Source organism: Chryseobacterium sp. R2ACT005 (assembly GCF_049949215.1).
Taxonomy (GTDB): Bacteria; Bacteroidota; Bacteroidia; order Flavobacteriales; family Weeksellaceae; genus Chryseobacterium.
In genome coordinates, this window is the sequence record NZ_CP188192.1 from 3,705,877 (window position 1) to 3,719,337 (window position 13,461).

Consider the following 13,461-nt stretch of genomic DNA (forward strand, 5'->3'; position numbering starts at 1 on the left):
TGTTTAGTTTTTATAATTATACTTCATTTCCTTTACGGTCTGTCCATTTACATTTACTATTTTCTGAAGCCTGCCTGCAGAATCATAAACATAGTTTTCTCTGATTCCTGAGGGTGGGGTGATACTTCTTATTCCAATTAATGGATCATAGGTATAAGTGGTAATCTGATAATCTGGCAGACTATTTCTGAATGTATTTAATACAGATAAAAGCGAGGTTTCATCATTACCAGAAGCAGCTGAAGCATCTGTATTGGAAGCTGTTACAATAGGATCAATTAAGGACTGCTGAATATCTGTTAATTTGGTTCCTTCTATTTTCACAATAGGCTGGGTTTGGTTATAGCCCCAGATAATTACTGTTGAAATACCGTTTTTAGTGGTGAATTGTTGCAGGTGTCCTTTTGAATCATATTTGTCAAAGTTCACTTCCGTAGTTACTGTAGTTTGGGTTTTAAGATCATAAGATAACACAGAAATGGGTAAAATCAATCCTGATGTTTTCTGGTTGGCTTCAGATTGATTTAACGGATAAATAGTCTCTGTTTTTAACAGAGTCTTATTTGTTGTACCCATTGTTTTACTGCTTACCATCTCTAAAGGAATTTCAACCATATTTTTTGATATCATTAATTGATTTCCCTTTTCAGATGCATACACATAACTTATATCGCTTGAAGAGTTATCTGGAAAGCTTGTTTTTTTATTGGATAATTGGTAATGAGGATTTGAATACGTGTTGTCTATTGATGTAATAAGTTCTTTATCTTCTATTAATTCTGTGACCTGCTTTTTACTTTCAAAACTAAAGTCAGAGAATAAGGGATAGTATTCATACCTATAATCCGTCTTGTAGATATAATCATCTGGGCTTTGTCCTCCAAATGTTGATAACAGGATTCTGTTTCTAGGTTCAATTCTAACTCCAAAATTTTCGCTTAGTACTAAATTCTTTCGGTCATAAATAATAGTATCCTTTTGAACTAACGTATAGTTGCCATTATCATTTTGTTTATAAGATAAGGTCTTTTTAAGATTTCCCAGTTTCCATCCCATGTATGGTGTTCTTGTTCTATGATCTATAGTAGCCATATCTGTAGCTTCCAAAGGAGCGTTATTCTCAAAAAAGTACTCTTTCTTTATTTTTTTATTATTTACATTGTCAACAGATGTTTCAGTCACCTGTCCATACACTATATTGCTTCCCGATGAGTTTCTAAACGGATAATCAATGACTCCGTAAAATTTATTGATTCCCTCATAAAAGTTTTCAGTTACTAATAATGGATAACCGTGTAGTATCCCTGTAGAATATACTTTTCCACCAACCGTTTCATTGTAAGAATATTCTGTTCGTAAAAGCTCTATGTTATTTTCTTTCTGAACGATAGATTTTATTCTTAACCCTCCTGCATTTTGTATCGTTTCAGGATTATTGTTTGGTTGTTGATTATTCTTTACTGGGCCTAGAAAAGACATCATTAACGTAAAGCCTCCTGCGCTATCAAACATACCTCCTTCATTTACAGTAAGTACATCTCGATGGGCAGTCAAAAGATATTCTCCTTTAGGAAACATTACTGTTTTATCAATGGTATGGCTCATTAAAGTAAAGATTTGCCAATTTCCATTTACTTTTCTGTATATGATTATATTGTATGAATTATTGGCTCCATTATTTTCATCAAAAACCTGCTCAATTTGTGTATTTAAATCAACAGAGGTATCTTCTTCAAACTCCCAGTTCATTTCATAATTCATTTCAGGAGGAAGTTGTTCTCCAGTATTAGGATCCGCGGCTTGTTCACTGGCGAAAAACACATATTTCGTCTCCATTGAAAATAAATTTCCAATCACTACTTCATTAATATCATTAATCCCTTGATAAGTATGGTTTTCATAATCAAATTCTGTAGACCCCCCTGTAGGATAGGTAATTTTCTTCAACATACCAATTTTTGTATATTCCTGTTTTACTGCTCTTTCCGCTGTACCTGCTGATTTTACACTATTCGCATACTTAAAATTGATATTTGGAATAAGTTCAGTATTTTCAGTATGACCATTGTAATAACCAAAGAAATCCTGTGCAAAACTAAGACGGCTAGGAAGTTCACCTGGAAAATATTCAAAGTTATGTTTACTTATTAACTGATTGTTTTTATCATATTCAGATACCCCATTCAGTTTTAGTCTAGGAATAGCCCGGTCAAAATTGGGTGTGAAAATATAATTTTTAATTCTTGAAAAATCATTCATTGGAGTTGGAAATTCCGCATTGAAATATCCCTGATTTAGTTGATAGGTTTTAATTACATTGTTATTATTTTTAATTTTTATTTTCTCCAATGAATAAGCATTGTAGTCCTTTCGGGCTATTGTAGATTTAATAAATTCTATCTCTGTATTTTCATAAGCAATTCGGCTTATAAGCTTATCTAATAATCCAGGAGAGCTGTAAACATTATATACTTTCCCATCTTTAGTTTTTGCAATCTCAGAAGATATCGGATATTTATTCCCTATCACTATAGGATTGCCCCCTGCCCAGGAAACCACATCATATTTTCCGTTAAAAAAATCAAAATTGTTAGCAAAATATTTATATTGAGAGGTCAGGTATACATCCTGTTTTGTTAAATCATTAACTGAAATAGTATTACCATCATAATAAAATCTAATGGTCTTATTATCATTGGTAGTAATTTTCACCAGTAACCATGTGCCAAATTGAGGATCTGTACCACTTGAAAAGGCACTGTCATTGCTAATACTTGCACTTGAGACCTCTTCAATAACCTCAAATCTGTTGTCATTATCATCTGATTTACCAAAAAAGTAGGTGTTACCAGCCCCATCAATAATTTTAAAATCAACAATGTTCCCATAACTATTTAAAGTAGGAATAATCTTGATGTTATTTAAAGGGGTTGACACAAACTTATTGGAGGAGAAGTCATAAAAGAATTTAAAATTCATATTGAATAATGAAACATTAAATTCATCTGGTTCCAAATCAACATTTTCAGCATTTTGATCCAGCCAGACATCAGTATATACACCTGTTGAATTGTTCATCAGGCTGTTTTTAGCACTCGCAATAGACTGCAGATAAAATGGAGAATCATTATAATTATCTCTTTTTCCTCTAATACTTCTGGAAATAGTTCCTATTGATGATAAATTCCATCCTTGTCCTACAGAACTTGCCACTTCACTTACTTTTATTCCTTGCGTATTATATTGTAAGTTAATAGGAATTGATATATTACTATTAATAGGTAAAGTAAAAATAGGAACTGAAACATTTACCGAACCACTAGATAAGGATATTGGTTTATCAATATATTTTCCTAGCGAGCTTATATCAGGTGTTTTTGGAGTAAATCCTAAATAAGAATCTTTCATTTGATTCTGTGAATACAGCCAACTGCAAAATAGCAAGAGGCAAATAATTTGGTATTTTTTCATTAGTTTTATTTCTTGATTAATTTGGCATTCGCCGTTTTATTAGTATCAGTTTTTATAGTCACCAGATAAGCTCCCTGAACCAAAGCCTGGGTGTTGATCTTAGTCACTCTGTTCTTGGTTTTTATACTTTGTAATTGTCTTCCACTCATATCATACAACAGAATATCAGCATCTTTAAAATCAAAGCCGATTTCTACATAAGCATAATCTGAAACAGGGTTGGGATAGATTTTGATGTCGTATTTCTCAATCAGCTGATCAACCTGTTTGTCTCCCAGCTTCACTATCTTCCAGTTTTCTTTACCCAGCTCTTCTGCGCTGGTTCCAGCTAATACAATTGAACCGTCTCTGTTCAGTTTCAAATCAGATAATCTCTCTTCTTTCTTGCTGGATTCTCCTTTGACATGTTTTCTCCATTGCTCATTACCATTTTGATCCAAGTAGAGCATCCAAAAAGTTTCATCATCAGTCTGAATTCTTCCTTCAGCCTGAGTATATCCTCCTAATAAAATTCCTTTGGATGATTTGTCATCTGCTGAATGAAGAACACTCATACTCATTAGGATATCACGGTTTTTGAAATTGTAGGATTTCTGCCACTGTTCATCACCTCTTTCATTTAAAGAAATCAGCCAAAGGTCTGTACCTTCTTCAATCCCTACAGTTTTATTTCCTGATCTCTCTGATCTGGATTCTCCACCGATGATAAAGCCAGTTGATGTTAATGCCAGCGTTCTGATATGATCATCGCCTTTACCTCCGAAGTTCTTTTCCCATTCTACTTTTCCGTTTTTGTCTAGTTTGACAATCCAGTAGTCTCCTTCACCGAAGTTGTCGCTTTGTTTTGAGGCTGCAGTTCTATCAGACGGAGTATTAGTGTTGGTACTTGATTGCTGATTATTTGTTTTAACGGATGAACTTCTTGAATAAATTCCCAATAATGCTCCTCCGTCTTTCGTTGGAATCATCTTCTCCACTTCATCTAAGCCTTTTCCACCTAAGATTAATTGGGATAATTCTTTTCCGTCTTTATCCAGTTTCGTGATCCAAACGTCTTTGGAACCATAACCTTTTGCAGCATTTTGTACATTTCCGGCCACAAAGAATCCTAAGTCGGTAGTTTGGATAACAGATCTTGCTTCTTCATCAGAAGTGCTTCCTAACGTTTTCTGCCATAGTTCATCTCCAAATTCATTGATTCTGATCAGCCAGATATCTGAACCTCCTCTGGAGTCCTCTTTTTTATCTAATCCTTTTCCTGAATAAGATGTTCCGGCTAATAGAAATCCACCATCCTGTGTGGTAACGGTAGCTGATAAATAATCATGGTTGGATCCTGAGAAGTATTTCTCCCAGACTTCATTTCCCTGCTGGTTCAACTTTACAAGGTGAAAATCGTAACCGTTGTTCTGTGTACTTCCAGCCTCCAGCTTCCCGCTTCCTGACTGTATAGAGCTTCCCGTAATAAGATATTGCTGATCAATGGTTGTGGTAACCTGGCTTAGAAAATCCTGGGTAGAGGATTTGATGTCTTTCTGCCACACTACTTCCTGGGCAGAGATACCCAAGGCCGTGCACAAGGTGAATGCACCGATATAGAATTTTTTCATTCCAATGTTGTTTTCTGAGTTAGTAATTAGTTTATTAAAACTGTGCGAATTTAACACTTTTTAAGATATAAAAATCACTTTTATGTGGTATGTGGTAAATCATACTATTTATTGTTAAATCCTCTTTATTTATATTGATATTTACCTTATCCTGATGCAAAATTATCTCCGGATAACGACAAAACTTGTCGCATAAAACATAAAAAAGGGCCAACTCAAAAGAATTGACCCTTCCAAAAAACATTAACTGTTTATTGATAGAATTATGATGTTTTATTTCCAGCCTCCACCTAAACTTTTATAGATGTCAACTACTGTGCTGAGCTGTTTCTGTTTTGCCTCAATAAGTTCCATTTTAGCATCCAGCGCATCTCTTTGGTTCAGAAGAACTTCAAGATAATCTGCTCTGGAATTACGGAACAACTGATTGGCAATATCAATAGACTGATCCAGGGCTTTGGTCTCCTGAGATTTCAATTGATAATACTGATCTATATTTTTAACTTTCGACATCAGATTGGCAACATCCAGATAAGCGTTCAAAATGGTTTTGTCATATTCGTACAACGCCTGAACCTGTTTTGCATCTGCTGTCTGAAAATTAGCTTTTATCGCACTTTTATTAATAAGCGGTCCTGCCAATTCACCTGCCAGATTGTAAGCAATGGATTCAGGTAATTTAACAAGATAGGAAGGTTTGAAAGCCTCTAATCCTAGTGTCGCAGAAATTTCCAAAGAAGGGTAAAATTCTTTTCTTGCAGCTTCTACATCCAGCTTTGAAGCCTTTAATTCCAATTCTGCCTGCTTGATATCAGGTCGGTTTGCCAGCAATTGTGATGGAATTCCCGTATAAACCGTTGGAGGAATCGTAGACATAAAGTTTTCCTTTGTTCTCACGATCGGCTGTGGATATCTTCCCAGCAAAGCATTGATTTGATTTTCCTTCTCAGTGATCTGCTGACGGATTGTATATTCTGCAGCTTTGGATTTCGCCAATTCCGCTTCAAATTTCTTCACCGCCAGTTCCGTTGCTGCAGCAGCTTCCTTCTGAATTTTGGAAATTTCCAATGCTCTTTGCTGAAGCTTGATGTACTGCTGTATAATATCTAATTGATTATCAAGAGCCAGCAATTCATAGTAATTATCAGCAACTTCTTCAATAAGATTAGACAGGACAAAGTTTTTGCCTTCCACCGTAGAAAGATAGTGGGCCACTGCAGATTCTTTTTCGGTTCTGAGTTTTTTCCAGATATCAATCTCCCAGCTTGCATTTAATCCCGCTTCAAAATTTCCCAGCGGATCCGGCATTTCCTTTCCAGGTTCAATTTCTGTAGTAGCATCACCGGCTCCTTCACTGGTATAACGACCGGCTTTTTTCAGACCAGCACCTATTCCTGCGGAAACAGTTGGGGTAAGCCTACCTTTTTTAGCTAAAACACCACTTTTAGCAATTTCAATTTCCTGAAGAGTAATTAATAGTTCCTGATTATTTTTTAAAGCTGTTTCAATCAGGGTTACCAGGTTTGGATCTGTAAAGAACTGTCTCCAGGGAGTTGTTCCGCTATTGTTATTTGCATCCTGCTGCTCTTCCTGATTAAAATTCTGAGGAATATTTTCTTTTACCTCGTCTTTTATGACAGTCGCCATTGGCGCCTTACAACTTGCAAGAACAAGTGATAAGGCAATGGCTGTGATTATATTTTTAGTCTTCAAATTTTCCATCATGTTCATAAGGTTCGGTTTGTTCTGTTAAAGGATTTTCTTCTTCATATTTTGCCAATCTGGACTTATCTGCAATAGTTCCGAAGATGTAATATAATCCTGGGATAATCATCAATCCGAAAATAGTTCCGATCAACATTCCTCCTGCCGCTGCAGTACCAATTGTCCTGTTACCGATTGCTCCCGGACCTGTTGCAATAACCAATGGAATCAATCCGGCAACGAATGCAAATGATGTCATCAGGATCGGACGGAAACGAATGGCAGCTCCTTCAATAGCAGCTTTTGCTACAGGAATTCCCTCTTCTGCCTTCTTCTGTACAGCAAACTCGACAATCAACACAGCGTTTTTACCCAAAAGCCCAATCAACATGACCATGGCCACCTGTGCATAAATGTTATTTTCCAATCCTAAAAGTTTCAAGCATAAAAATGCTCCGAAAATACCTACCGGAAGAGATAAAATTACCGGAAGTGGAAGGATGAAACTCTCATATTGTGCAGAAAGAATCAGATATACGAATCCTAAACATACCAGGAAGATAAATACCGCTTCATTTCCACGGCTTACTTCATCTTTGGAAATACCTGCCCAGTCGATACCAAAACCTCTTGGAAGTGTTTTATCTGCCACTTCCTGAATAGCCTTAATCGCCTGTCCGCTACTGTATCCAGGTGCCGGAGTTCCACTCACCTCTGCAGAGTTATACATATTATGTCGTGTAATCTCAGACAGTCCGTATACTTTTTCCAATCTCATGAAGTCTGAATAAGGAACCATCTGATCTTTATCATTTTTAACATAAAGCTTCAACAGATCCGTTGGTAAAGCACGGTATTGAGGTCCTGCCTGAACAATTACCTTATAAGGTCTGTCGAAACGGATGAAACTCGTCTCATAATTGGACCCGATCAATGTAGATAAGTTATCCATCGCCTTTTCAATGGTCACCCCTTTTTGTTCTGCAAGATCATTATCAATCTTAAGCATATATTGTGGGAAACTCGCGGAATAGAATGTAAATGCCGATCCAAGTTCCGGACGTTTCTTCAGTTCTTTCACAAAGTCATTACTCACCTGCTCCATTTTATGATAATCTCCACTTCCTGCTTTATCCAGCAAACGAAGTTCAAACCCTCCGGCAGCTCCATATCCCGGAACGGAAGGTGGTTGGAAGAATTCAATATTGGCTCCCGGAATATTCTTGGCTTTTTCTTCCAGCTTTTCAATGATTTCTGCAGCAGATTCTTTACGGTCCTCCCAGCTTTTAAGGTTGATCAGACAGGTTCCGGAGTTGGATCCGGTACCTTCAGTCAAAATTTCATATCCTGCAAGAGAAGAAACAGACTGTACACCGTCAATATCTTCAGATTCTCTAAGAAGTTCTTTGGCAATCTGATTGGTTCTTTCCAACGTAGATCCCGGTGGAGTCTGAATAATTGCATAGATCATTCCCTGGTCTTCAGCCGGAATAAATCCAGATGGCAAAGAGTTGCTGAGGAAATATGTACAGGCACAAAATGCTAACAGTAACGGTAATGTAATTGTTTTCTTCGTCACTGTTTTATTCAGCATCTTCTCATATCTTCCAGCTCCTTTTGTAAATACATTATTGAACTTATCAAGGAATATGGTAACCGGAGTTTTCTTTTTAGGTTTTCCGTGGTTATTTCTTAAGATCAACGCACACAAAGCCGGTGTTAAAGTAAGTGCTACAACTCCTGATAAAATAATGGATGAGGCCATTGTAATAGAGAACTGACGGTAGAATACTCCAACCGGTCCCGACATAAATGCAATCGGAATAAATACAGATGCCATTACCAGCGTAATTGCGATAATTGCTCCACTGATCTCGTGCATTGCTTCTTCTGTTGCCTTCAATGGAGAAAGATGTTTTTCTTCCATCTTGGCGTGAACCGCTTCAATTACCACAATCGCATCATCTACTACAACCCCGATCGCCATTACCAGGGCAAAGAGCGAAATCATATTCAGGGTAATTCCAAAAGCGGACATCACCGCAAATGTTCCTACCAATGAAACAGGAACTGCCAGTGCCGGAATCAAAGTTGAACGCCAGTCTCCAAGGAATAGGAATACCACAATAGCAACCAAAATAAAGGCTTCAAACAAAGTATGAATTACTTTTTCCATAGAGGCATCCAGGAATCTGGAAACATCATAACTGATGTCATAATGCATGCCTTTAGGGAAGTTATTTTTTTCAAGATCCTTCATCAATGCTTTTACGTTTTTGATAACGTCGCTTGCATTAGATCCGTAGGATTGTTTTACTGTAATTGCCGCAGATGGTTTTCCGTTCAATGTGGAATAAATATCATACATGGAACTTCCGAATTCTATATCCGCAACATCTTTCAGTCTTACAGACTCACCGTCCGGCTTTGCTTTTAGAATAATGTTTCCATAATCTTTTTCGTTGTTGAAACGACCCGAATATTTTAATATATATTCGAATGACTGAGAGCGTTTTCCGGAACTTTCTCCCGTTTTACCCGGAGAAGCTTCCAAACTCTGCTCATTCAGAGATTCCATTACTTCATCAGCTGAAATATTATAAGCCGTTAATCGATCAGGTTTAAGCCAGATACGCATTGCATATTCACGGGTTCCCAGGATATCGGCAAAACCAACACCGCTTACCCTTCTCAATTCAGACATTACATTGATATCTGCATAGTTGAAAAGGAATTTTTGGTCAGCTTTAGGATCATCACTGTACAGGTTAATATACATCAACATGTTAGGTTCCTCACGAGTGATCTTTACCCCTTCACGTACTACGAGAGGCGGCAGTTTGTTCACTACTGAAGATACACGGTTCTGAACATTTACCGCAGCTACGTTGGGATCTGTCCCCAGATCAAATACAAGCTGAATGGAAGCTTCCCCGTCATTTCCGGCATCCGAGGTCATATATTTCATACCTGGAACTCCGTTTAACCCTCTTTCTAATGGGATAACTACAGATTTAATCAACAATTCGTTGTTAGCTCCGGGATATTCTGCGGTAATATTTACTTTAGGCGGAGAAATGGATGGGAACTGCGTCACAGGAAGTTTTACCAATGACAATATCCCCATAAATACAATAATCAATGAGATTACTATAGACAGAACTGGTCTGCGAATGAATTTCTTAAACATACTACTTCATTTTAGAGACCACTACTCTGCTTTTAATTTCAATGATTGAAGAACTTTCTTAGGATCCTGGAATTTTGTTTTCACCTTTTGATCATCCTTCACTTTCTGAACTCCTTCCAAAAGGATCTGATCTCCTTTTGATATTCCTGAACCTACTACATAAAGATCCGGAAGTTCATAAGCAATTTTGATATTTCGGGATTTAGCGACTCCGTTTTTATCAATAACAAATACGTATTTCTGATCCTGAATCTCATAAGTAGCTTTCTGTGGGATAATTAATGCATTGTGAACAGGCATTGTCATCCGGATCTTTCCTGTTTCTCCATTTCTCAAAAGCTTATCAGGATTGGGGAACTTGGCTCGGAAAGCAATATTACCTGTTTCATTGTCAAATTCTCCTTCAATAGTCTGGATCTCTCCTTTCTGCGAATAGGTTTCTCCGTTCGCTGTGATCAGGGATACCTGATTGCTTCCTCTGTCTGCAGCGTGGGTCTGATAACTTAAATATTCCGGCTCAGAAACGTTAAAATAAGTATAGATACTTGTGTTATCTGACAATGAAGTCAACAAATCACCTTCATCTACCAGGCTTCCCAGTTTCAAAGGAATTCTGTTGATAACACCAGAGAACGGCGCTTTGATATCAGTAAATGAAAGATGGATCTGAGCCAGTTTCATTTCTGCATTGGCAGCATCCAGCTTGGCTTTTGCCATTGCTTTTTCATTTTTAGAAACAATATTGTTTCCTGCTAATGTACTTGCATTTTTCAGTTCGATAGAAGCTTGTTCTACCTCTGCTTTTGCTTTTAATAATTCTGCCTGATACAGTTTAGGCATGATTCGGAATAATGTCTGTCCCGCCTGCACGTATTGTCCTTCATCTACAAAGATTTTTTCCAGGAAACCTTTTTCCTGAGCTCTTACTTCAATGTTTTTTACGGATTGAATCTGAGCAACATATTCTTTGTTGATTACAGTATCCATTACTACAGGGGACGTCACCGGAAATACGGTAACTTCTTCTTTTTCTTCTTTTTTCTTATTGCAGCCAACCGCCAACAGAAGGACACTCAGCGCAATTCCCGAAGCAACTCTCTTTATCATAATTCTAGAGTTTATATAAATCGTTAATGTTTTGATAGAAATAAAACGGTAATAAAAGAGGTACGATGTGATGATTACCAGCATACACAACGCAAAGTATTTCTACCTGAAATCAGGCAGAAAAAGAATAGATTGAGAAAATTTTAAATTCTAATAGAACGGATCAGAATGAATCTTTTGGCTGTAAGACCAAAAACAAAGCCATGAATATCCGGTCTAAACCGTTTATCGCTTTTTAATCCAAAAATATAAACCAGGCTGAAAACTCCTGCAAAAACAACAATAGCCTGCCATACGTCAGATAACTGGAAATCATTTTCAGCAAGTTCTAATGTGGAGTTGTCTACAGTATCAGCCATCTGCTGAACAGAGAGTTTTTCAAAAGTCTGGTTAAGACGGTTGGCTCTTTTCGGTATATGATGAGAAACATGACCGGAATAGTCATTTCGAAGCGTTTTAACGTCGAGCCTACTTTCTACTACAAAGAGCAGAAAAAGACCAGTTAAAAAGTATACTATAAAGTTTCTCATTTTGAAGTGGCAAATGTACACCCAGATTATGATATTATCATCATGGATTAACAAAATTTAACTATCCTTTAAATTACCTGAATCTAAAAATATAATAAACATTAAACATTTCTTTATTCAAGGGTAATTCGAGCAATTCTGACATCTCATCTGTGCAAGTTTCAATTTTCAAAAATCAAGCCATTTTTTTTGAATTAAGGAAATTTTAATTTTTAAGTTGTTACTTTTTTGAACATTTTAATGGCCTGGAACTCTATTTTAAAAATTTCCATAATCAAACCTAAACTTTATCATGATTACTAATTATTAACATTTACTTATTGTTACTCTCTTCTTTTTGAATTATTTTTGCCGAAAATTTACACAACAAATGAAAAATGAAAAAAAAATACATTATACTATTGAAAATAAGTCCTTTAAAATTCCCGAATTAACAACGATGATCCTCAATTTCCTACAATAACTATTACTTTCTATTTCGTGAATAATGTTTCAAAAAACAGTGAGTTAAATCAGACAAAATCTTAACTCTCTGTTAGTTTATGAAAATTTAACACATATTTATTAAAAATATTTGTAAATTTATAAGGCATTAACATCATAATTCATGAAACACTTTAAAATCACTTATCACTATGAAAAAATTATTACCACCAATCCTTCTGGGATTGACCATTCTTTCCCTAACAGCGTGTAAACATCCAGGAAAAGAAGCTGAAACCATTACCGCTGCTGCACCCGAAAACACAGACGAAATTTTCAAAGATGTGTATGTTGACAGCTATGGAGAAAAGATAGAAGTAACGATCAACAACACTAAAAATACCGCAACTATACATTTAAACGGTAAAACTTTTGACCTTAAAAAAAGTGATGCTTTACCTGAGTACACAGCCTCCAATGAAGAGTATCAATATTCTGATATTAAGGGAAATATAACTTTTCTTAAAAAGAATGTAGACATGGTCCTGTTCCATCTTAAACAGGCAAAAAAAGAGTCTGGCCCCGCAAAAATGGCATCGTATTAGCATAAGGAATAGCATTCATCTTAAAAAAATAAGCATTATGAAAAGTTTATATTACTATTTATCGGCACTTGTTATTGCAACATTTCTTGTTGTTTCATGTAAAACACAAAACGCACAAAAAGCGACTCCTGATATTACTGGAAAAACATGGAAACTGACAGAGCTTAACGGGAAACCGATTGATCTTAAAAATCCTAAAAACAATCCTTATTTCAAACTTGATATGAATGGAATGAGATATGAAGGCCACGCCGGATGTAACGGATTAGGAGGAACTTTCGAGATCAAACCTGAACTCATGAGAATAAAATTCAATCAGGGAATGTCTACTATGATGGCTTGTGAAGATCTGGATATTGAAAACCAGTTTACAAAAGCTATCCTTGCTGCGGATAATTACTCTGTAAATGGAAATACTCTTACTTTAAACAAGGCAAGAATGGCTCCTTTAGCCAAATTTGTTCTTCAATAATCGTATTTCACTTAAATAAAAAAAAGACGCTTCATTTCTGAGGCGTCTTTTTTATGTGTTAGACTCTATTTCTTGTTGTAAATAAAATAGCAGATCAGAAGGCTGATATTGACCAGAACAGCAAATCCATTGGATAAAATAATAGGCATTTCATCTTTTTTTATCCCGTACCAGACCCACAGCGAAAGTCCTGAAATAAGAACAAGAAGCATGACCAGAGAAATATCTTCTACATTCTTTTCTCTGATCACCTTTACAAGCTGCGGAATCATCGAAACAGAAGTAAGAAAACCGGCAATGATACCTAATATATTTTCGTCCATATATTCTACAGTTTTGAATCTTTACA

At 36.3% G+C, this 13,461-nt stretch carries 9 protein-coding genes; 2 read left to right on the top strand and 7 right to left on the bottom strand.

Going from position 1 to position 13,461, the window contains the following annotated elements; all coding sequences use genetic code 11:
- Positions 1–3: 3 nt before the first annotated feature.
- From ACPF63_RS16930 to ACPF63_RS16955, 6 genes are all read right to left on the bottom strand, one after another.
- The gene (locus ACPF63_RS16930; protein ID WP_426480694.1) at positions 4–3,408 is read right to left on the bottom strand and encodes a hypothetical protein; all 3,405 of its coding nucleotides are present in this window, start codon (positions 3,406–3,408) and stop codon (positions 4–6) included.
- 68 nt (positions 3,409–3,476) lie between these two features.
- Complete coding sequence (locus tag ACPF63_RS16935) at positions 3,477–5,081, bottom strand: T9SS type A sorting domain-containing protein (RefSeq protein WP_426480695.1); 1,605 nt, start codon at positions 5,079–5,081, stop codon at positions 3,477–3,479.
- A gap of 273 nt (positions 5,082–5,354) precedes the next feature.
- A complete protein-coding gene (locus ACPF63_RS16940; protein WP_426480696.1) occupies positions 5,355–6,812 on the bottom strand; it encodes a TolC family protein in 1,458 nt (485 codons plus the stop codon).
- Positions 6,784–9,975, bottom strand: coding sequence for an efflux RND transporter permease subunit (locus ACPF63_RS16945; RefSeq protein WP_426480697.1), 3,192 nt, complete (start codon positions 9,973–9,975; stop codon positions 6,784–6,786). Before ACPF63_RS16945 ends, ACPF63_RS16940 begins: the two co-directional genes overlap by 29 nt.
- 21 nt (positions 9,976–9,996) lie before the next feature.
- On the bottom strand, positions 9,997–11,079 hold the full coding sequence (locus tag ACPF63_RS16950) for an efflux RND transporter periplasmic adaptor subunit (RefSeq protein ID WP_077414248.1): 1,083 nt from the start codon (positions 11,077–11,079) through the stop codon (positions 9,997–9,999).
- Between the two features lie 146 nt (positions 11,080–11,225).
- Positions 11,226–11,612 (bottom strand): hypothetical protein, encoded by a 387-nt coding sequence (locus ACPF63_RS16955; protein WP_047382424.1) that lies wholly within the window; start codon positions 11,610–11,612, stop codon positions 11,226–11,228.
- A gap of 635 nt (positions 11,613–12,247) precedes the next feature.
- On the opposite strand from ACPF63_RS16955, the gene ACPF63_RS16960 reads away from it, so the two are divergent.
- Together ACPF63_RS16960 and ACPF63_RS16965 are read left to right on the top strand one after the other, a co-directional pair.
- Entirely contained in the window at positions 12,248–12,640 is a 393-nt protein-coding gene (locus tag ACPF63_RS16960; RefSeq protein ID WP_077413994.1) for a multicopper oxidase domain-containing protein, read from the top strand.
- A 37-nt stretch (positions 12,641–12,677) separates the two neighbouring features.
- Positions 12,678–13,112 carry an META domain-containing protein gene (locus ACPF63_RS16965; protein ID WP_426480698.1) on the top strand — a complete coding sequence of 145 codons (435 nt, stop codon included), beginning with the start codon at positions 12,678–12,680 and terminating at the stop codon, positions 13,110–13,112.
- Positions 13,113–13,177: 65 nt separating this feature from the next.
- On the opposite strand, the gene ACPF63_RS16970 is transcribed toward ACPF63_RS16965, so the two are convergent.
- Positions 13,178–13,435, bottom strand: a complete 258-nt coding sequence (locus tag ACPF63_RS16970; RefSeq protein WP_426480699.1) for a SemiSWEET transporter — start codon at positions 13,433–13,435, stop codon at positions 13,178–13,180.
- Between the last annotated feature and the right edge of the window lie 26 nt (positions 13,436–13,461).

Excerpts from the sequence above, each read along its gene's own strand:
- ACPF63_RS16930 (WP_426480694.1), bottom strand. The coding sequence starts at position 3,408 with ATGAAAGATTCTTATTTAGGATTTACTCCAAAAACACCTGATATAAGC.
- ACPF63_RS16935 (WP_426480695.1), bottom strand. The coding sequence starts at position 5,081 with ATGAAAAAATTCTATATCGGTGCATTCACCTTGTGCACGGCCTTGGGT.
- ACPF63_RS16940 (WP_426480696.1), bottom strand. The coding sequence starts at position 6,812 with ATGAACATGATGGAAAATTTGAAGACTAAAAATATAATCACAGCCATT.
- ACPF63_RS16945 (WP_426480697.1), bottom strand. The coding sequence starts at position 9,975 with ATGTTTAAGAAATTCATTCGCAGACCAGTTCTGTCTATAGTAATCTCA.
- ACPF63_RS16955 (WP_047382424.1), bottom strand. The coding sequence starts at position 11,612 with ATGAGAAACTTTATAGTATACTTTTTAACTGGTCTTTTTCTGCTCTTT.
- ACPF63_RS16960 (WP_077413994.1), top strand. The coding sequence starts at position 12,248 with ATGAAAAAATTATTACCACCAATCCTTCTGGGATTGACCATTCTTTCC.
- ACPF63_RS16965 (WP_426480698.1), top strand. The coding sequence starts at position 12,678 with ATGAAAAGTTTATATTACTATTTATCGGCACTTGTTATTGCAACATTT.
- ACPF63_RS16970 (WP_426480699.1), bottom strand. The coding sequence starts at position 13,435 with ATGGACGAAAATATATTAGGTATCATTGCCGGTTTTCTTACTTCTGTT.